Below are 20,782 nucleotides of genomic sequence, written 5' to 3' on the forward strand. Positions count from 1 at the left end.
TGCTATGACATTCGAACTTCCACCTGCAGACGACCTTCGTGAGATAGCAAATCAACTGGCTCTCGACATCTCGACCGCCGATATGGAATACTATCGGACTGTGGTCGAGGAGTCACTCGACGAATTGGAGCAAGTTCACGAACTGGAATCGCCGTCGCTTCCACCAACCCAACGCCAGTTTGGGACGGACCGGTCGAGCTACCAACCAGATAAAAGCGAGAACCCACACAACGCGTGGATTACGCGGTGTGACGTCGCAGCCGATGTCAGCGGCCCCCTTGATGGGACTACCATCGGGCTGAAAGATAGCATCGCGCTCGCTGGCGTTGAAATGACGTGTGGATCAAGTCTGCTTGAAGGATACACACCCGAAATAGATGCGACCGTCGTGAGCCGGTTGCTCGCGGCTGGTGCACGAATAACGGGCAAGTGCAATATGGAGAACTTCGCGTTCTCTGCATCAAGTGAGACCTCTGATTTCGGAGCCGTCACTAATCCCGCGGCTCCGATGCGTATCGCCGGTGGCTCTTCCAGCGGAAGCGCCGCCGCCGTCGCGGGCGAGGAAGTCGACGTTGCACTCGGCTGTGATCAGGGCGCTTCGATTCGTGTACCGGCGGCTTGCTGTGGGATCATCGGGCTCGATCCGACAACGGGGCTCGTCCCGTACACTGGTATCTTTCCAATGGACCCGACGATCGATAGCGTTGGGCCGATGGCTCGAACCGTTCGGGAGGTTGCTGAAGTCTTAGACGTGATTGCCGGAGTCGACGGCCTCGACCCAAGACAAGGACCTGCCGTACAGACAAGCGACTACACCGCTACACTCGACGACAACGTGGGAGATCTGGAAATCGGTGTCCTGAACGAGGGGTTTGAGGGGGACGCCACGGACGACCGAGTCGTTGAGGCAGTTCAAGACGCGGTGGACACCTACGAGCGTCTCGGTGCCGAGACGACAGCTGTCTCTGTCCCTCTCCACCACGACGCCGTCTCGATTGGGTTCACTATTTGGGCATATGGTGCACTCCAAGCCTTCACGAACGGGGGTCAGGGTGTGCATCACGATGGATGGTACGACACTGACCTGATGACCGCGTTCGCAGAGCGCCGCAGCACTTGCGCTGACGGACTCTCTGAGGAGGGGAAAGCGACACTGATAGCGATGCAGCACCTGGCCGACCGGCACGGCGGCGCAACGTACGGTCGGGCTCAGAACCTCCGCTTTCGACTCAAACGCGAATTCGATGAACTATTGTCAACCGTCGACGTCTTAGCATTACCGACGATGCCCATCCTGCCTTTTGAACGCAGAGACGATATTCCGGAGGTAGAGCGCACACGTCGGACGATTACGCTCTGTCGGAATACCGCGACATCGTCGCTTACGAAACACCCCTCGATTTCCATTCCCTACGGATCCATTGACGGCGTTCCCGTTGGCGTATTACTCATCGCAGACCATTACGATGAACAAACCCTGTTGAAGACCGCAGCCGCGTTACAGGAAACGGCTACCGAGACTCCCCAATTGTGAGCCACTATAAATGATTGGCACCCCAAAATATTTTAACGATAGCTACAATTCACGGACTATGCGGAATAGTAGCACGGTCTCTGAGTCAAAGCGTACGGACGGATCGAGTGACCGCGTTAACCGCAGAAAAGTTCTCGCCGCTACGGCTGGCCTTTCTGCGACGGCGCTGGCCGGCTGTGTTGGAGGTGGACCGTCACAGGGCGGAGAAGAAGGGAACGCAACCGACGAAACAACTGAGGGGTCGCAAGGATCCGGCGACGCAACAACCACGAGCGGTGAATACCCCGATTACTCCGGAAACACCCTCACTGTCGCGACGTGGGCAGGCATCTATGCGGAGGCATTCGAAAAGTCCGTCGCGCGGATGTTCGAGGAACGGACCGGTGCGAACGTTGAAGTTGCTCCCGCCGGCGGGAGTATCTTAACCGAAATCCAGAGCGCGCCGGAGGATAATCCCCCGTATGATATCGCAGCCGCGGAAGGGTTCTTCTATTGGCAGGGTCGTAACGAGAACCTCTTCCAAGAGATCGATACCTCCAAAATCTCGAACCTGGATAACGTGTACTCGTACCTGAAGGACCTCCGTGGAACGAAGTACGGAGTCCCGACGGACGGATCGCTGGAAGGAATCGTCTATAACACCAATGTTGGCTGGGAACCAACCACGTGGACCGACCTGCTCTCTGATAAACAGGGAACCGACCGAATCGGGTTCGAAGGGGCCTGGTACATCTACCCGATGGAAGTGGCGGCCGTCTCGCTTGATAATAAAACCGGAATTCAGGAACTCTACGACGAGCAGTCTCACCAAGCGGTTCTTGATCGGCTCCGAGAGTTCGGTCAAAACGTGGAGCTCTGGACCGGATCGTTCGCCGAGATTGAAACAAGCCTCAAACAGGGTATCATCAACTTCTCGATGTGGTACTCCGGGATGGGCAATGCCGCCGCGTCCCAGCAGGAGCAACTCGGATTCGTGACCCCGGATAAGACTGCTGGCTACCTTGATCACTACTGTCCAGTCCGGGGATCCGAGAAAACACAAATGGCTCATGACTTCCTCAACCATATGATCGATCCGGCGGTTCAATCGGAGTGGGCGAAGACCGGTTACGTCTTCACGACCAACAAAGAGGCGACGTACCCAGAACAGACGAAAAGTCAGTATCCCAGCAGCAATTCGGAATGGAAACAAGTCAGTATCGCTGACTTCACCAAACTAAGCGAGTACTCCTCGATGTTCTCGAGCAAGTTCCAAGAGATCAAGGGATAACGTATGGGAGCTACCGAACAAACGAGTGCCCCCACTGTGCTGGAAACGCTTCGAGAGCGAGTATACCGTCCGGAGTTGCTCGTCGCGCCACTAGTAGTCTTCGAGCTGGCGTTCTTCGTCGTGCCACTGATTATGCTCGTTCGCGTCTCGCTCCTCGAGCAGACCACGTCGGGAGCCTACGTCGCGGGGACGCTCACGCTAGCAAATTATCAGGAAGTACTCTTCTCGAGCCACTTCCAGGACATCTTGTTTTTCTCGTTCAAATTCGCGATTCTGGTTACCACCATCGCGACGGTCCTGAGTGTCTTCTTCGCGTACGCCATTTGGCGGGCAGACGGCATACTGAAGAACGCGCTCCTGTTTATCGTCGTGGTGACACTACTTACGACGCTTGTAGTTCGGCTCTTCTCTATCCTAATTATTCTCTCACCGAACGGTCCACTCAATCAGTTGCTGGTCGCCATCAAGGTATTGCGACAGCCCGTTTTGCTCGTGACGAACCTCTTCGGCGCGACGGTCGGGCAGGTGTACACGATCTTCCCGTACACTGTTTTGTCGATTTATAGCGTTCTCTCAATCTTAGACTGGGCCAAGGTTGAAGCTGCTCGTGACCTCGGTGCGACTGAACTCGTCTCGTTCCGAGAAATCGTTCTCCCGCAGATTACCTCCGGGATTCTCGTCGGCGCCGTGATCAGTTTCGCTTGGTCCTTTGGAGCCTATGCCGCGCCGTTCCTCCTTGGGTCAACCAGACAGGATACCGCAGCGATGGAAGTGTACCGCCTGATGGTCACTCGGTTCAATTGGCCGCTGGCAACGGCACTTTCGTTTGTGGTCCTCCTCGTCGTGCTCGCGTCCGTGAGCCTCCTCTTCTTCGTCTCGGACGACAATTTGGGTGATGCCTATGGTACGTAGACAAAGGGTTCAGACGGCGGCATTCCGGCTCGGGTACGGGGCAATGTTCTTACTCCTCATTGCTCCGTTAGTCGTGTTAATCACGACCTCCTTCGCTGCGTCCTCCTCGTTCCAGTTCCCGCCCCAAGGGTTCAGCCTTCAGTGGTACGCCGAGTTCGTGCAGAGCCAGACATGGCTCACTGCGGTCAAAAACAGCGTCATCGTTGGGACGGGAACGATTCTTCTCTCGACGACGCTGTCACTCCTGGCCGCCTTCGGAGTTCGAGAGAGCGATTCAGTGTGGATCTCGCGGCTGATTCCGCTGACGTTGATGCCGCTCTTCTTACCACCGGTTGTACTTGGAGTCGCCTTGCTGTCGTTCTTTGGGAGTTACAACCTCCATCAGACCTACGGGAGCATCATCGTAGCCCACGCACTCTGGGCGACGCCGATCTCGTTTCTCATCATTCAGTCCGTGATGACACAGGTGAACTGGGGACTGCAGGATGCGGCGCTTGACCTTGGCGCCTCGCCTCTCCGAACTAAGTTCGAGGTGATTTTCCCGCAGATCAAACAGGGCCTCTTCGCCTCTGCCCTTATCGCGTTCATCATCAGCCTCCAAGAATTTGTCATGGCCCTGTTCCTCTCCGGCCAGGAGACGCGTACTATTCCTGTCCTCGCGTGGACCGCTATCAGCCAGATGCTAGATCCGATCGTCAACGTAATCTCGACACTGCTCATCACGCTCGTCGTCGTTGTACTCCTTCTGTCCGCGTTTTCGATCGGACTGAACCGGCTTGCTCGGCAGCTCTAATAATTTACTTATATAACTACACTTCAAATACTTAGCGTTCTTCGCTCAGCACATCTTGTATTGTGCAGATTCATCTGTCTTATTTGCTACTTTGCCATTCAAATCTGCTATATCCGATTTAAATCACTAATATTGGACGATTTGGCGATTACTTCGTATATTCTATTTCCAATCTATAGATTTCGATACTATAACGCGGTCCGATGACACAGGATTTCGCTAGCTCTCTTTCGGCAGAACGATATCGGTCTCGGATGTTACATTCAGAACGAAGGGGCGACGTCAGGTGCCTATACGGCGACTCCGGAGGAGTTTTTGTTTGGAGAACTGCTAGGGCAGGTATGCACCCGAGTGCCGAGCGGTTCGTCGATCGAGCCCGCGAGCAGTACGGCATCGAGATCGATGCCCACGAGTTTCCTGAAGGAACGAAGACGGCCGCCGACGCAGCCGATGCAGTTGGTTGCGAGCTCGCCCAGATTGCCAGCAGTATCGTGTTGTCCGTTGACGATGACCTCGTGGTGGTCGTAACCAGTGGTGCCAACCGCGTGAGTGAGTCGAAGGTTGCCGCCCATTTTGGCGTCCCGGAGGGGCCGGTGTCGATGGCCGACGCTGGGCGGGTCAAAAACCGGATTGGGTGGTCAATTGGCGGCGTGCCACCGTTCTGTCACGACACCGCGGTTCCCGTCCTGTTTGATGAGACTTTGACGGAGTTCGACACCGTCTGGGCGGCGGCCGGCACACCCAAGGCGGTCTTTCCGATTGCACCGTCTCGAGTTCGAGAGCTGTCGGAGGCAGCGGTACTGGACGTCGCCGAGTAGGCTCCGGAACACCACCAAGAGTGTCGATAGCAGCTGTGTCGGCTACCTATGGGTGGGGTCTCAAGCCGCGACCGCGAGTTGGGTAGGCAGTGGGTTAGAAACACCAGGTTTCCGGTGAACAACATGGGGGCTGACGGCCGGGAGCAAGTACCGAAAACTGGTGTGGAGACAGTGTGGGACTGACGGATTGGCTGGAAGAGGGGTTTTCCATGTTTTCGTGTGCAGCGGCAGCAGCCGCCGCTGGGCGGCTGTGAAGAATGGAGAGATGCTGGGAACGGTAGTCCCGAATGGTATCCCGGTGGTGATACGAGTATGAGGAAACGTCTCTGAGCGTATGCCGCATTTCCGGACGAGAAGTCCAACGAGGCTCTGGTCAGATGTAGCTTCGCAGATTCAGATTCAACTCATCACTCAGCAGATGAGCGCATAAGTAGGACGGTGAAATACGGTATGTCGGCGATAATTGGCGGCACTAACAGGTGTACCGCTGAATTCTTTCACCCCAAGTCGAGTTGATTCACTAACGCGAAAGTCATGACGACGTCGATTACGGCAGCGAGGTCCGATCAGCACATCTTGAAAGCCCCACGACGCTGGCGGTCGCTCAGCGACATCTCCTCGCTTCGCTCGGAGAGGGGTCGCTGACACGACTCTACGAGCGCCAGCGCCGTGCCCCTTTCAGTCCCACCAACCACAACAGCAGAACCCTCGGGGCCGCCCTCCCTCGCCGGAACGAGGACGCTCACTGACTCACGGCTTCGCCGTTCGTCGCTCGCGGTCGCAAGCGACCGCGCACCGTTCGCTGTGTTCCGGGCGTGGCCGGGGGCCGTGCCGGGCTTTCACCCATCCGGCACTCGGGCGGCCCCGCGGGATGCTTACGGCACCGCGACCGCACAAGATGTCCCCCGCCGTCGAGGGTATCCCATCAACTCGCATTTATATACTAAACTCGACTAAATCTAAACTCAGAAATTCGTCTTTGAGCCACTCTCTAGCTATTCTATTCCACTTGAAGTAATATCTTCTAGTCGTTAGTTTTAAGTACTATACGCCCGTGTCCTTATGTACGGAAAGACACGACACGCGGCACTCTCGAAGGCCGTTTCACGCCGCAGGAAATCGGGTGCTGGAACACCCGACAAGTGTCTTTCCAAGGAAGGAAGACAATGTACGCTAACGACTCCGGCAGTAAGAAAGCATCGTCCGATCTCGACCAGCAGCTGCAACTCGGCACGCACGTCGAGGGCGGTCCTGAGCATCTTCTACAGGAAGTCGCCGAAACAGCGAACGGCGACGAACTCGACTACCGACCCAACCGCGGCAGTGACTCGCGAGGCAACTACTACGCTCGTCAGAACGACTACGACTGGACCCGCTCAACCGATATCGCTCCGGATCGACGCCACGGCGAGACGCTGGCCGCTCAAGAACAGCGACACGGTGAGGAAGCCGAACAGGCCCGGCACGCCCAGACGGCCCGCGATGCCCACGACGAGATCGACCGTGAAGCCTCGGCCCGCCAGCTCACCACCAGCGAACAAGAGCGACCAGACAATTTCGAAGCCGAGGACGACCCGCGCGAGGACATGGACGCCAACGCACTGGCCGATGTGAATCAAGACGCTACCACGGTCAGCGACCAGACTGGCGTCAGCCACGCCGCGGCGAGCCGCCTCGTCGCCGGCCACACGACCGACACCGACTCACGTTTCGATGGCGTCTTCGGTGCACTCACCGCCGCTCGCGCCGCGATGAACGCGCCGATTCCGGTCGCAGACGTGAACCCCCACGGCTACGAAGCCACCATCGAGGGAACGGTCACGCATCTCATCGATGACCCCGCCGCGCCGAACCAGTACCAAGTGGCCTACGTCGAAGACGACGATGGCGACACGGCGAAGGTCACAGTCTGGGTGAAGTCCGTCCACGGTGGCGCGATGGTCCGGACCCTCCACGAAGGCGACCGCGTGCGCATCTGCGCTGGGAAACCGGGCGAGTACAACGGCCTGAAGACGCTGGCCGTGACGAGCAAGACGACCATGTGCATCCTCCAACGCGGTGACGGTTCCGCTCCGACTGGTGACTGCCGGGCCTCGTTTGGCTGTTCCGGTGACAGTCCCCGGCTGGCTTCGTGGGACGCAGAATCTGACGCTCATGTGTGGGCGAATCGGATGGATATGGCAAAGGCGGTCGAGGTGACGCTGGCCGACTAACCCCGACCTCGGTCGGCTTCGCCGTCAAGGCTGGCCGTCCGGTCGATGCGGAGCTACCTCACGCACGCAGTCTCGTCGCCGCCCACCGGCACAACGGGGCGGCGACGAGCCAACCACACGCACGGATTAGGGCCGGGACCGCAAACAGCGCGTCGTAGGTCAGTCAGGCCGGGTATCCAGTCCAATCGTGTCTCTGGTGGAACGCTTGCGTGGGCCAGCCAGTCGGATGAGGAAAACTGTCTGGCTGGTGTTTTCGACGGCGCGCGGCGCCACCGGAAGACTCACCCTGTTCGTCTTCCGAGCCCTCGTTCGCTGGCGCTCACTAGGACGACGGAGCGCTGCGCTCGGCGCTGTCGCGCGCCTTGCGGCGGTCCACCGTGCTCACACAGTTGCACGCAGTTCAGCCATGAAATATAGCGTCGTTTCTGCGAGCCCTCCCCCACTACTTATTTATATCTCGTTGCACAAAATCAGACAGTGTCTGCAATGGCGAAACAAGATATAACTATCTGCATCGACCCGTTTCCGACCGGCGACAACGAGGTCTTTCGTATCAGTGCCGCAGACGATATTCTCCGTCTCCTTGCCGATGCCCATGAAAGTGAGTTCTCGATTCCTGAACTGGTAGATGCAACCGATGTTGCACGGTCGACAGTGTGGCGAGCGGTGGACCTGTTGGAGAGTATCGGTGCTGTTCGGGTTCGCGAGACTCCTCAACGGAATTACGTCTCAATTGACCCTGACCGTCTCCAGAAGGACGACCCGATACTCGCTATCGAGCAGTCGGAATTTCACGCACCGGTTCGGACATTCGCCAGCCACGTACAAGCAGCAATCTCTAATACTGACAACGTTACCGAGCTGATTGGTATCATTGTGTTCGGTAGTGTGGCTCGCGGCACCGCTGATCGGCAGAGTGACATTGACCTCTTCGTCGTCGTTGAAGGCGACCGAACGAATGCCCGACGGCTCGTCACCGACGTCGTCGCAGAGCTTAGCGAGCAACGCTTTGATGGCGACCGATTCGCGTTTGAGCCGTATGTCGAAACGGTCGCGAGTGGCCAGCGAGCCAGTTCAAAGCTCAAGGAGATTTTCGACGAAGGAATCACAGTGTACAGCAGCGATCAGCTGGATACCCTCCGCAGGGCGGTGTTCGCAGATGAGTAGCACGCGCATCGAACAACTCATCGACGATGCCCAAGCCGCCTTCGACCGTCGGCCGACTGATCTCGAACCTGGACTTGATGTCGAGGACGCGGCGGTTCTCCAACTCCGCAAAGCCTGCCGGTTGCTCGCTGGTGCCAAAACACTTCGTGATGCAGGGTACTACACACTCGTTATCGAGGCGTCCTTCGTCGCTATCGAGCGAACTGTCGAGTTCCGACTATTGGAACGAGGAACGATGCAGCCTGATTCACTGCCGGGGACACATCCTGGCGTCTACCGTGAAGCCGCGTCGACCGGCCTTTTCGCTGAATCCATGGCTGAAGATCTGGCGGATCTGTGGCGCGAGCACCGCGCAAAAACGTACTATCAGGATGGGCTCGCAACTGCTGACCGTGCATCGGCCATGTTCGAACTCGCGATGGAACTCCATGCGTTTGTCACTGGCCGTTCTTCTCAAGGCCACGAATGCCGCTGTGACGGACCGAGATGAAAACTCCCCTTCTCTCTATATTCCCAGAGCCAGCAAGCAACGGCAGCGTCCGGCATTGATGATATGCTTCTTTGCAGACCGAGGCCGACGGAGCGCTGCGCTCGGCGCTGTCGCGCGCCTTGCGGTGGTCCACCGTGCTCACGCTGTTGCACGCGGTCCCAGCCTACGAGACAGAGATGACGAATAGCATAGTTCGCTACCGAAGGAGAGGACTCCTGACTCAGCGCTTTGATTCGGTATTCATTGCCAGATACCGCGACAGCGTCGTCTCTCGCGTCTCGGCCAGTTCCCGCTCGATAGCCGTTCGGTCCCACCCGAGTGGTGAGAGGACACTCTCGACGGCTCGAATCAGCTGTTGTTCGTAGTACGAGGCGTCGTAGCTCTCATTCTCTTCGTGGGCGAGTGCGACCCGATCACGCGACGATTTCGCGTCGTCGACGACCACATACTCGATAGCTTGGCCGGGGTTGACGGCGAGTCCCTGCTCACGAGCACGTTCGAGTGCAGCGACGTTCTGGGTGGACTGCGTGTACGCTTCGATGGTCTTCGATATGCGACTGCGTTTGACCAGCTGCTCGGCAGCGACGTCACCCGCGTGAAGCCGTTTGATCGCCTGTTTGAGCCGGTCAATGACTGCATCGGGTGACCGCGTCTCGTCCAGATAGTCGAGACACTCTCGCTGCACTCTTGCAATGAACGGTGGCGTCGAGTGCTGTCGCACTTCGATACCGCGGACTTTGAACTCCTCCGTTTCGGCCACTTTCCCGAAATACTTCGTCAAGGCCCCGGCGTCGCTCTCACGTTGGGGAACGAACGCGACCCAGTCGTAGGCAGCCTCGTATTCGAGACGAATGTCGACCGAGTCGGTAATCTCGGCCGCGAGTGCCTCGAGGTCCTCACGATTCTCGCCAGCGTCCTCGTCGGGTGTAACCCAAATCGAATCGACGATGCCATGAACGACGCGCCAGCCACCCGCTTCGAGCCGCTGTTTCGCTTCTACGAGGATCTCCCGAGCGTAGGCGTTGATTGCCTCGTGGCATTCGATTCGCCCAAACTTCGCGTTACTGAACCCCTGGTAGCCAAAGCAGGCGACGAGGATCCACTTGAGTGCGCCAGACCGACCTTCGAGTTCTGCCAGCCGTTCTTCATCGGTCTCGTCGCGCTGGCGTTCGTGGCGAATCTGTCGCTTGATCTCGTCCCGGTCGTCGATGATGGGCTGAAGAACATCGACAAGATACCCACAGCCGTCACAGACGGAGTAGCCCAACTCGGGCACGTCCTCACGGTCGCTGTGACAGTCACAGCGGATGACGTCTGGCGAGATATTGTACGTACAGATGATGTTCGGATACAGACTCGAAAAGTCGAGTTCGTGGACGTTTTCGTGAAATCCCACGTCGGGAGCGAAGATGAATCCGCCACGGTCAGCGTCGTGAAGGGTCCCCATCGACTTGTAGAACTCATGCCGCCAGGAGTTCCAGGGGACGAGGACGTCTCGCTCGTGTGCTTCACAGATCTGAATCGCGGTGAGAACGTTACCGATAGAGGCCCACGCCGTCTCCTGAATCGGTTTCTTCGAACGTGAGACGAGATCGAGGATGCCGTCGAGGTTCGTCTCGCCATAGAAGAACGTGTTCGACTCGTCGATGATCGCTCGACCGGGGACGTTGTATCGCGCAGGGGAGTGCCCGACACGGCCGTAGCTGGCGTACGTCGATTGGCTGGCGAGTTGCTGGTAATCCTGATCGGTCCACCGGCTCAGTGTAAATTCTTCAATCTCGGCGTCTCTCGCCATCTCATAGAGTGTCGGGATAAGCGGACTCCGCGAACAGACGAGGATATCCGGGTCCCGTGTATCGACGGCTGTTTGTACTGCAGTCAGTATCTCGGTGGGAGAACCGGTAACCGTCTTGCCGTCGACGGTGAGTTCACCGTACTGCTCGCCGCTCGTCTCGGTCGTCGGAACAGCGAGTCGTAGCGTCGAGAGTTCGGTCGCTGGCGTTGGCTCGATGTCGTTCTCGAGGCAGTAGCGGAATTCTCGGGAGAGGTCGACATTGTAGCAGGCTACGTCGCCGACGGGATACGCGGTAAGTTGGCGTGCCTGTCGTGCTAACGGCGCTACTCGGTCGATGTGGTCGACGTCGACGGCGAGTATTGATTCGTTCTCTCGTCGGAAGCCTGGCCGTCGGTTGACTCGCTCGGTGTCCACGACGTCGGGGTGTCGCTCGTAGAAGTGTCGAAGCGCATCGAGGTCGATGTCCGCTTCGGGTGTTCGCGGAGCCACGTAGAATCGCGGCGTGTAGTCGTGACGCTCGGTTGGAACCGCACCGTCAGCTGTCGCTGTCCACTCGAGGACACGGCCGTCGTCGAGGAAATCGATTGTAAAGACCATCAGTTCAGTCGTCGCTTGGTTGTCGTTGGTTCGCGTCCTGCTGTGCCCCGACAGCGTCCTCGAGTTCGTCGAGACGCTCTTCGAGATCCTCGAGCCGTGCTTCCTGTTCGAGGTCGATGCTGAACAGCGTCGGCAACAGTGGATTCTGGTGGTTCAGGAGGCCGCTCGCATCGGCGTGCTCGCGAGCGTACGTAAATAGCTGGTCGAACCGGGGCTGGTCCCGTCGTCGGAGCGCTCGTCGGTACTCGGTCCAGCGGTCCTCGATGGCGCGTAGCGCATCCCGAAAGGTTGGATTAGTTCGCCCCATCGCTATCGCCCTCCAGCAGTATCTGTCCACGCGTCATGGAGCGGGTTAGCAGTCAGCGTCGCCGCCGTCCCGTCGCTCATCGATGCGGTCCCGATCTCGTTTTCCGCTGGCGACTCGGGTGAGGCGGGCTGCAGACCGACCTGTTCGGCACGATGCTGGAGTATCTCTTGCCAGTACGTCAGCGTCGTCTGGTAGTACGCACCGCCCTCGACGGGATAGAGGAGCGTCTCGAACTCGTCGCTGACGAAGCGTGGCCCAATCCTCGTCTGTTCACATCGGAGGTGCTGGTCTGCGGCCCGCTCGATACCCGCCGTCAGGTCGTCGGTTGTCGTCCGTGTTACGAGCACTGGAATCTCGTATGCGTCGGCGTACGCAGACAACTGAGCGAGTGAGCGAGCAAGCAACGTCTGCGTGTGTTCGTCGCTGAGAGTGTCGTCGGCTCGATACTGCGCGTCAAGCGCCGGCGTGACGATGAGTGACGGCGTATACGAAGAGGACTCTGGCTCATGGTTCGGTCGGTCCTGCCGACGGTCTCGGTGTGCAACTACTGGATCGGTCGTGGTCTTCTCTCGAATGGACTCGTTTACAGCGTCCGAGAGGTCACAGAGCGCGGCGTAGTGCTGGTAAGCCGTGAACCCACGGGCTACGTGGATGCGGTCGAGCAGCCGTCGACTGGGAGCGAGCTGGGCGAGTGACGTTGTCGTCGCGTGGCCATCTGCGTCGATCCAGAACGCTGGGCCGTCGCTCAGGAGGAGATGATCCAACACGAGCGACTGGAGGACAGTCACGCCACGGTTCCCGTCGATATCGAGGAGCGTGATGCCCGCTTCGAGTGACGGGAAGAGGAAGTTCTCGGCCGTTTGTTCGTTTTGAGCGAGGACAGCCTGATTGCGGTCTGCGCCACGCGTCGGCTGTCGCGTCAACGACAGCTCGGATTCTTCGGACATACTCGACTAGACGAAAACCCGCGGTTTGACATCCTCCTCCGCCTGAAGGCGGAGGAATCCCGAGCGGTGGGAGTTTCAGGTCTGCAACCAGGGACGCCGCCACTTTACGGGAACTCGTTTCACCCAGTCGTCGTGGTCGGTGGCTGTCTAGCGGTGCCAACCCGCCGGTACTCCTATCCTTCATCGTATTCGGACTCTCTGTGTTATTTTTGCCACAGAGAGTCCGGCAGACTTCAACGGACTCGGAGGTATCTTCGAGGCTTTGCTCAACCGACGGGCACGAAAGACAAACCCTTCGAGGATTCGCGTTCACCGCGTCGGCGTTTCGGATACTGTCTCATTAGTGGCGGGTAGACCGCCTCCGAAGGTCGTTCGGAATCCGCTCCGTTCCGACCTGACCTTGCTCCCTGCTACAAAGTGGCACTACTTGGACATTGTGGATTGGAAACGCTGTAGTGCTATCGAGCGGTGGATTGTTTCGAGTAGTGTCAGATTCATCCTGCGGCTACAGCCGCAGGTATTCTCCTTGATTCTGTATAATCGTCCCCACGCATTGTTTCATATAGTTGCGCCTATATCTCCAGCCGATACGGTGATGATAATATTACGGCTGGTGTTTGTTGAATAGCCTGCGATGCCAAACCAAACCGCAGATAGTACTTCTACTCGCCGAACACTCCTCAAAGCCCTTGGTGGCACGGCCGCCCTTGTCGGCGTCGGTGGCGCCAGTAGTGTCCTCGCACAGCAGTCCGACACAGCAAGTGACGAAACTGAATCGAACGCCACGCTCTCGGGATGGACGTCGATATACGGCGGGCCCGGCAACACCAGGTACGCGCCCGCCGCATCCGGTCCGAAAGATGGCGTCGATCTCCGCTGGATAGCGGACCCAGAACCGGAGAGTGACAGCGACTACTCGACGCCAATTGTCTCCGATGAGACAGCGTACGTCGGCGCGAGAAAGTTCTACGCGATGGATACCGCCACTGGAGACATCCGCTGGTCGTTCTCGGCAGCAGAGCCCAAACCAACACAGGAAAACCCGCGTACATTTTCCACACCCGCGACGGACGGCGAGACAGTGTACGTCGGCACGAGCCACCCAGATGCGCTCCGTGACGAAATGCCTCACAGCAGGGTTTACGCGCTCGATGCCGACGATGGCACGGAACAGTGGCGCTTCCAGCGAGAACCGCCCTACCGCGACGGCGTACAAGAGCAACCCTCGTACTATGCCGTCACGGTCGGCGACGGGCAGATATTCGCTATCGCATATACATCCCTCTTCGAGCATCTGCTCGTCGCCATCGACGCCGAAACCGGTGAGAAACGCTGGTCGACCCATATCGGCAATCTGTCTATCGACGGCACCCATGGCGCTCCGGTTGCCGCTGCAGATGGGAAGGCGATCGCGAAGGACGAGGGAACGATAGTCGCGTACGAGGGAGAAACCGGCGAGGTCGCCTGGACCTTCGATGGAGCGACCTACCATTTCAATGCGGATTGGCCACTCGCCGTCGCCGACGGAACCGTGTACACGAGCGCGGTGCGCGACTTTGACGAGGACCAGAACCGGCGAGAGCGAGATTACAAACTGTTTGCACTGGACGTGGCCGACGGGAGCGTCGAGTGGGCGTACAAACCCGATATAGACGAACCGCTGCAGTGGGGCTCGCCGAGAGTGGATTCGGAGTCGGTATACATCGATTACACCCCGCTGAACGACCTCGGGGGCCCGGAATCCGCAACAGTCGCCGTCTCGCGGGCGGACGGCACGCTCCAGTACGAGGGCGCGAAACTCGGCAACGTCGCCGACGACGTGATCTACACGGAGGATGCCGCTTTTGACGCAACCGATGGTTCACAGCTGTTCGAGTATGGTGTCAGCGGCGACGATCCTGCGCTGTACGAGGACGGCCTCTTCTTCGGCGGCGACCGGGTATTTGCGCTGGAACCCCGCCAAGGACAGGCGACGTTACCCGAACCGGAACCGCCAGCACAGCCGGATGACCCAGCTGCGAACCCCGACGAAACGCCGGACGACAACCCGACGGAGGAGCCCGACGCTGACGACCCCGACGCCTGCAAAGAGTAGAAACAGCCCATTGCTGGTCCCAGGGTAGTCACAGCCGCCCGTTGCATTGGAGGTCGGGACACTACGGTGACGACACGAGTGCCAGGGCGGTGCCCTGTTCGGTCTCGTTTAGTCATGTTCGGAGGAACCCTTGGGGCCGCCCTCCCTCGCCGGAACGAGGACGCTCATCGTTCGCTGTGTTCCGGGCGCGGCCACAGGCCGTGCCGGGCTTTCACCCATCCGGCACTCGGGCGGTCCCGCGGGATGCTCACGGCTCCGCATCCGCACAAGAAGTTCCCCGCCGACGGGAGTGGCAGTCGGTGATCTAGACGACCCATTGTCGACGGTGCGCGACGGCGGCGGGTCGCTAACCAACAAGGACACCCTACGGTGTTGGTTAGCAGCGACGAGCCACGACTACCAGTCGCCATGCGTTCGTCATACCTGCTGTGGCGCCACCGAACACTGAATCCTCGGTCGACCATGTGCGTAGCTCCGACCGAGTTGAGCGGCGCCCTGTCATTGAGTAGCGCGAACATTGTCGACGCCACCGCCATGCACGCCGCCGAACGCGATGCCGACGTCATTACTCACAAGGATCTCACTACGGCAGTCCCTGAGTCTACAGCAGAGTAACGATTGTGATGACAGGGATGGCACGTCACAACACCTATTTCGGTGGCGAACAAACAGAGAACCAAGATGGCGACGAACAACGATAAAATCCAGTTCCGGGGGGAAGCTGAGAAAGAAGCAACGCAGGTGGTCGATCAGATGCGTCTCGGCGGAATCAACATCAGCGAGCTTGCTCGAGAAGGGCTACGAGAGAAACTGCGAGAAGCGCTCTCGGACGAAGAGAAGATTACGCTTCACCAGCAGTATAAAGAGGGTGATATCTCGGAAGATGTTGCCAAGATTCTGCTCGAAGATGCCATCGCGGAGATCGAGCGTGAGCAGGAAGCCTTCAACGAAGCGTCGGATCTTGATACGACTGGAGTATACCAGGAGTAGCGATGGCGGACGATGAAGTACGCCATCCAGTCATCGTTGATACAGACGCACTAATTGCTGTCGCAAATACTCATCTCTGGTCTCGTCTCACGACGACACTGAACGTAACGACAACGAATGTCTGTGTCCACGAACTCGAACGACATGTTCGAGAGCACTCCGAGTACGCTCCGGAAGGGACGAGAGAGCGATGGATTCACCACGGGAGCAGCAAAGCGCTTGCGCCGTTCAACGATGCCGAGAACGAGTCGTTCACCGTGGTGCCGTGTGTTCCCCGGCCACATGGCGAGGATGCTGGCGAGACATCAGTGCGAACGGAGATTGAACAGAACATCGACTCGTATCGGTTTGCGATCTTGATGGACAAGCATGGTCGTCGGTCGCTCAATCGCGTCTTCGACGATGCAGAAGAAACGACTGGGAAGGCGGTTGCTCCCACGTTTCTGCTGTATTTGTTACTTGACGCGGAGGAATGTACTGTCGAAGAGTTTTGTCAGGCGTGCGGAGAAATGCTGCGCGGAGAAGGCTGGACGGGATATCAGGCGATTCAAGCGGCATGGGAAGCAATTCCAGTTGATTGTTCGCGGTACCTATCGGATGGACTACTTCCGTGAGCCATGCGGGGTGAATATCGCTAATCTCTCCAAACGGGCCGATCGGCCTGCCCGACCACGATACTCACGAGGCCATCTTCCGCGTGCAACTGCGTGACCGCCCGAGACACTCGACGAGGATGCCTACAGACACTCGCCGACCAGACGGAGGGATTGAGTAGCGCCGACATCATTGAGATCGTCGACGACGCCGCCATGCACGCCGCCGAACTCGATGCCGACGTCATTACTCACAAGGATCTGACGGCGACAGTATCTGAGGCAATTAGAGAGGGCAGGCTAACGTAGCCAGAGCAGCGCTATTCGCGCAGTAGTCTGTAGACCCAGCGCCGCTCGGTGAAAAAGAGTCTAGTCGTCTGTGTGGTGCCGAGGCTCCTCGGAACATGACCGGGCCATCCGGGTAGATGCGTCCCGATCTTTCCGGAGCTGTGCTTCTGTCTGGCCGGTAATCTCAGCCAGCTCCTCAATCGAAGGGATGTCTTCCAGCACCGTTCTATCTGGTTTTAAACCCAGGACCGACACGAATATAGCTTTCACCAGATTGCGACTCTGGAAACTCTCGACTCAACCTGGTTTACAGGCTGTCGAGGCAAATGCCCCGGGGTTGAAGTCGACACTCCGTGACGCCACGAATAAATCATCACCCGGGTGCGGGACGGACATTCGTTAGCTGTTGGCCTCGGCAGGGTCTGTCATCGGAGCGAGAAAGTCCCATTCGCGGATTGCGAACCCGACGATGCGGATGCGACGCTGGAGCTGGTCCCACTCGCGTGCGATTTCACGCCGTCGGTCTTCGTCGGCAGCATCGAGCGTCTCGTCGGCAAGCGTCCCGCGAAGTTGGTTCGGCGACTCGACATCGAACAGCTCTTCCCAATCCCGGATTTGTGCCGTCATGTCGGCGAGCCTGTCGGTGAGTTCCTCAACAGTATGGCCACTATCTCGAAGGCGCATTGCTTCTTGCATCGCTTGGCGACGATAATCGGGATAGTAGGTAGTGTGGGTACCGCTATCATCGCGATGGAGAATGCCGTCGGCAACGAGCCGTTCAAGGACGCGTGTGGTCGGCTCGTGTGACCAGTCTGCTTCCGCGGCGATCCAGTTTGCGGTCTGGGGCTCCGACAGCTGCCGAGCGACCATTCGCACTCGATCCTCGCCCGTGGTCTGCTGGTTCAGTAGTCCCTCATCCACAGTCGATTCGTCGTCGGCCATACACGACAGTTCACACTATCTCTTCGTATAGATTGAGGTCAGTCGTTTCATATCGAATCGAATTGCTACTGACTGTCACTCGAACGTGTTCCACGGAGCGACCCGACGTTGCATCCCAGACGCTATCCGACCGCACAAACGGCTTGCACAGCGCCGACATCGTGGGCCTCGTCGACGACGCCGCCATGCAGGCTGCCGAACATGACGCCGACGCTCAACCACATGTAGGTCATAAACGCGAGACCGCCGAGCCACACGATGCAACCGCGAAGCGGCCCTCGAATCGCGTACCAGAGCCCGATTGCCAGGACGGGAATACCGACCGTGAGGATCGACAGGTCTTGTACTTTGGACAGTTCGACGAGGGCGGGCGCGTCTCGGTAGTGACCCGGGCGGAAGAGCCCGAGTAGCGTTGAGACGGCAGCGAGAGCGAGAATTGCAATCGTCGCTAAAACGTGCCATCGTCGGAGTTGTGTGGCCATAGTGTTCACCGAATAGAGAAACGATAGCCGGAAGGAGAATCGATAAGGACAATTCTCCAGCGGATAGAATCCGGCAGATCGAGCTGCCTCAGACGAATAGCGAGATAAGTAGCACACGGTGCAGCGTGACTCGGGGAAGTCGCCTGCTCAGACGGTAGCAGTTCCCGTTCGGTCGGCGATCGAACACTTGACGGATAGTCGTTCGACGCCGACGAGGATGGCTACTGCGATGAGTGCAGTTACGAGTAGCAAAACGAGCGGTTGTTGATACGTTCCGAGTTGGCCCGCTTCCGCCAGCGACGACACGATGCCGTACAGCGCCATGAAGTTGTGGAAGACGAGCGCTCCGTAGAAGGACCCGCCGACGAAGTAGATCAGTCCCGTACCTACCCCCACGACCGTGAGGAGGCCAACCATCTTGATCGTATTAAACGGGGGGCTGTGTGCGAAGTGATAGACGCCGAAAAGCGCCGCCGAGATCGGTAGCGCACTCCCATTTGTGATGTACGGGTTGAGCCCCCGATGGCGTAACAGGGCGGCGACGCTTCCTCCGACGACAACCCAGCATACTACCACCTCGGCGATAGACACGGGGAGCACCTGTGCGAAGACGTTGGTGACGACGACCGGATCAGTAGTCGGCGGCTGTTGAAGCGTGTAGATGACGAACCCGAGCACACCGGCGGCCGAGACTGCGACGATGGTGCGCAGAGCCGAGCGGAATCCCAGTTCCGAACGGGAGACGAACCCGGACGCGATGAACTCTCGCACGACCAACAGGGCCAGAACGGTACCGACGAGGATGTTCGCTACGCCAGTATACACAAGACGGTCCGTCACGGCGTCCGGACGAAGCAACGTCTGGATGCGCCCTTCTAATAACCACGTGAGTGCAGTCCACATGACGTACGTCGCTCCGGCGGCGAGTACCTTCGTCAGCGGTGACAGGCGACGGACACGGTGGAGTCCTAGAGTGCCGACCGCGTAGCTGGTTATTTTTCTCATAGAACTGTATTCGACAGGGGACGCGATAGCAGTTCGGTACGCTTCCCGTGTGGCGGGGATCGATAATCGAGGAATCTCCGGACCATTGGATAGAATATAGTTCGACCTCAGGCGAGTTCCCAGGACACTATCGTAGGTGGTTCCCAAATAGCAGGAACCAACCGCTACAACGATCGTTTTCGGGCGTGTAGGTTCGTATGGTGAACACTCCATGGAGAGTCTTGAGAAAAATCGGTCCGCAGTTGCCGGATCACTGATAAATACAGAACGAACCTGGCGGCGACGAATTCGACTAATAGCGGGCACCGTACTCTTCGGAGGCGTCTACTGGGCGCTGGTTCGACCGCGGATGCTCAACTGGGGAGCGACAGCGGCAGAGGTCGAACGGTCACTTCCTGGCGACGACCTACTACCGGACGCAGATGCAGCGTCGACGATGGCAATCACTATCGACGCCCCGCCCGACGCCATCTGGCCGTGGCTGCGCCAACTCGGTCAAGAACGGGGCGGGTTCTACAGCTACGAGTGGGCGGAGAACCTCGTCGGGCTCGACATCCACAACACCGACCGCATCGTTCCAGAGTGGCAGGACCTCTCTGTGGGCGACACCATCCGTCTCGGTCAGGCCGATCGATTCCCGGACGCGACGCTGGAGGTGGTCGAACTCGATCCGGAACGGGCGCTGGTCCTCCGAACGCCCGACCAGCCGGCGTGGTGGGTCTGGTCGTTCACCCTCGAGCCGCTCGACGACCGGACGACGCGACTGCTCGTCCGCTCTCGTATTCGTCTGCCGGGGAATCCTGCAGTTCGGATCGGCGCTCAATCGGTGCTCGATCCCGTCACGTTCGTGATGACCTACGGAATGCTGCGGGGACTTCGAGAGCGGACGGAACGACTGACGAAGTAACCGAGTTCACAGGTCAATTCGAAGCGAGGTGCTCGCATATGAGGCTAGCCGTGCACGAATATGACGGGACGGTCGGCGCGTACCGAGGAGGCTGTACCCTATGATTCGAATCGCGGTCGCCGTCTTCCTCGTACTGCACGGATTGGTTCACGTCTGGTACGTCGTACTGAGCTAGGGCTGGATCGAAGTCGAAAAGCAGATGCGCTGGAACGGATAGTCGTGGCTGCTCTCTGGAATCCTCCCCGAACGGACGATTCTTTCCCTCGCCAGTGTGCTCTACGTGGTGGTTGCACTCGGGTTTGACTACACCAGCAGAACCCGTGGAGCCGCCCTCCCTCGCCGGAACGAGGACGCTCGCTGACTCGCGGCGTCGCCGCTCGTCTCTCGCGGTCGCGAGCGACCGCGCATCGTTCGCTGTGTTCCGGGCACAGCGGAGCCGCGCCGGGCTGTCACCCATCCGGCACTCAGGCGGCTCCGCGGGATACTCACCGAACCGCTACCGCAGAAAATGTTCCCCGCCGACGGAAGTGGCAGTCGGTGATCTAGACGACCAATTGGTGGCGAGACTCGATAACGAATAGCTAACCAACGCTAACCCGCTGTCGTGTTGGTTAGCAGCGATGAACCACGACCAGCA

The 20,782-nt window shown here is 58.6% G+C and carries 19 protein-coding genes; 13 read left to right on the forward strand and 6 right to left on the reverse strand.

What is annotated here, in order from left to right:
* The first annotated feature begins 4 nt into the window (after window positions 1–4).
* The 8 genes from EGH23_RS20275 (at window position 5) to EGH23_RS20310 (ending at window position 9,197) form a co-directional block, all read left to right on the forward strand.
* The gene (locus EGH23_RS20275) at window positions 5–1,534 is read left to right on the forward strand and encodes an amidase (RefSeq protein ID WP_220581807.1); all 1,530 of its coding nucleotides are present in this window, start codon (window positions 5–7) and stop codon (window positions 1,532–1,534) included.
* A 58-nt stretch (window positions 1,535–1,592) separates the two neighbouring features.
* The gene (locus tag EGH23_RS20280; RefSeq protein WP_220581808.1) at window positions 1,593–2,804 is read left to right on the forward strand and encodes an ABC transporter substrate-binding protein; all 1,212 of its coding nucleotides are present in this window, start codon (window positions 1,593–1,595) and stop codon (window positions 2,802–2,804) included.
* Between the two features lie 3 nt (window positions 2,805–2,807).
* Window positions 2,808–3,716 (forward strand): ABC transporter permease, encoded by a 909-nt coding sequence (locus tag EGH23_RS20285; RefSeq protein WP_220581809.1) that lies wholly within the window; start codon window positions 2,808–2,810, stop codon window positions 3,714–3,716.
* Window positions 3,706–4,509, forward strand: coding sequence for an ABC transporter permease (locus tag EGH23_RS20290; RefSeq protein ID WP_220581810.1), 804 nt, complete (start codon window positions 3,706–3,708; stop codon window positions 4,507–4,509). The genes EGH23_RS20285 and EGH23_RS20290 overlap by 11 nt, the downstream gene beginning before the upstream one ends.
* A gap of 341 nt (window positions 4,510–4,850) precedes the next feature.
* Window positions 4,851–5,327: a YbaK/EbsC family protein gene (locus EGH23_RS20295; RefSeq protein ID WP_220581811.1), complete on the forward strand. Its 477-nt coding sequence runs from the start codon at window positions 4,851–4,853 to the stop codon at window positions 5,325–5,327.
* A gap of 1,166 nt (window positions 5,328–6,493) precedes the next feature.
* A complete protein-coding gene (locus EGH23_RS20300; RefSeq protein WP_220581812.1) occupies window positions 6,494–7,540 on the forward strand; it encodes a single stranded DNA-binding domain-containing protein in 1,047 nt (348 codons plus the stop codon).
* Window positions 7,541–8,026: 486 nt separating this feature from the next.
* The gene (locus tag EGH23_RS20305) at window positions 8,027–8,707 is read left to right on the forward strand and encodes a nucleotidyltransferase domain-containing protein (RefSeq protein ID WP_220581813.1); all 681 of its coding nucleotides are present in this window, start codon (window positions 8,027–8,029) and stop codon (window positions 8,705–8,707) included.
* A complete protein-coding gene (locus tag EGH23_RS20310; protein WP_220581814.1) occupies window positions 8,700–9,197 on the forward strand; it encodes a DUF8154 family protein in 498 nt (165 codons plus the stop codon). Before EGH23_RS20305 ends, EGH23_RS20310 begins: the two co-directional genes overlap by 8 nt.
* A gap of 220 nt (window positions 9,198–9,417) precedes the next feature.
* Here EGH23_RS20310 and EGH23_RS20315 read toward each other — a convergent pair whose 3' ends face one another.
* Genes EGH23_RS20315 through EGH23_RS20325 form a run of 3 tightly spaced genes read right to left on the reverse strand, consistent with a single transcriptional unit; the run spans window position 9,418 to window position 12,843 of the window.
* Window positions 9,418–11,589 (reverse strand): type B DNA-directed DNA polymerase, encoded by a 2,172-nt coding sequence (locus tag EGH23_RS20315; RefSeq protein WP_220581815.1) that lies wholly within the window; start codon window positions 11,587–11,589, stop codon window positions 9,418–9,420.
* A gap of 4 nt (window positions 11,590–11,593) precedes the next feature.
* On the reverse strand, window positions 11,594–11,896 hold the full coding sequence (locus tag EGH23_RS20320) for a DUF8156 family protein (RefSeq protein ID WP_220581816.1): 303 nt from the start codon (window positions 11,894–11,896) through the stop codon (window positions 11,594–11,596).
* Between the two features lie 2 nt (window positions 11,897–11,898).
* Complete coding sequence (locus tag EGH23_RS20325; RefSeq protein WP_220581817.1) at window positions 11,899–12,843, reverse strand: hypothetical protein; 945 nt, start codon at window positions 12,841–12,843, stop codon at window positions 11,899–11,901.
* A 634-nt stretch (window positions 12,844–13,477) separates the two neighbouring features.
* On the opposite strand from EGH23_RS20325, the gene EGH23_RS20330 reads away from it, so the two are divergent.
* The 4 genes from EGH23_RS20330 (at window position 13,478) to EGH23_RS20345 (ending at window position 16,830) form a co-directional block, all read left to right on the forward strand.
* On the forward strand, window positions 13,478–14,938 hold the full coding sequence (locus tag EGH23_RS20330; RefSeq protein ID WP_220581818.1) for an outer membrane protein assembly factor BamB family protein: 1,461 nt from the start codon (window positions 13,478–13,480) through the stop codon (window positions 14,936–14,938).
* Window positions 14,939–15,619: 681 nt separating this feature from the next.
* A complete protein-coding gene (locus tag EGH23_RS20335) occupies window positions 15,620–15,928 on the forward strand; it encodes a DUF8065 family protein (protein WP_220581819.1) in 309 nt (102 codons plus the stop codon).
* Between the two features lie 2 nt (window positions 15,929–15,930).
* Entirely contained in the window at window positions 15,931–16,542 is a 612-nt protein-coding gene (locus tag EGH23_RS20340; protein WP_220581820.1) for a hypothetical protein, read from the forward strand.
* Window positions 16,543–16,635: 93 nt separating this feature from the next.
* Entirely contained in the window at window positions 16,636–16,830 is a 195-nt protein-coding gene (locus EGH23_RS20345) for a hypothetical protein (protein ID WP_220581821.1), read from the forward strand.
* Window positions 16,831–17,208: 378 nt separating this feature from the next.
* Here EGH23_RS20345 and EGH23_RS20350 read toward each other — a convergent pair whose 3' ends face one another.
* The 3 genes from EGH23_RS20350 to EGH23_RS20360 form a co-directional block, all read right to left on the reverse strand.
* Window positions 17,209–17,751, reverse strand: a complete 543-nt coding sequence (locus EGH23_RS20350) for a DUF7342 family protein (protein WP_220581822.1) — start codon at window positions 17,749–17,751, stop codon at window positions 17,209–17,211.
* Window positions 17,752–17,873: 122 nt separating this feature from the next.
* Window positions 17,874–18,233: a hypothetical protein gene (locus EGH23_RS20355; protein WP_220581823.1), complete on the reverse strand. Its 360-nt coding sequence runs from the start codon at window positions 18,231–18,233 to the stop codon at window positions 17,874–17,876.
* A gap of 147 nt (window positions 18,234–18,380) precedes the next feature.
* Window positions 18,381–19,238, reverse strand: coding sequence for a hypothetical protein (locus EGH23_RS20360; RefSeq protein WP_220581824.1), 858 nt, complete (start codon window positions 19,236–19,238; stop codon window positions 18,381–18,383).
* 436 nt (window positions 19,239–19,674) lie between these two features.
* Between EGH23_RS20360 and EGH23_RS20365 the strand changes: the two genes are divergently transcribed.
* Window positions 19,675–20,145, forward strand: coding sequence for an SRPBCC family protein (locus EGH23_RS20365; protein WP_236044978.1), 471 nt, complete (start codon window positions 19,675–19,677; stop codon window positions 20,143–20,145).
* Window positions 20,146–20,782 lie beyond the last annotated feature (637 nt).

The organism is Haloarcula nitratireducens, assembly GCF_019599505.1.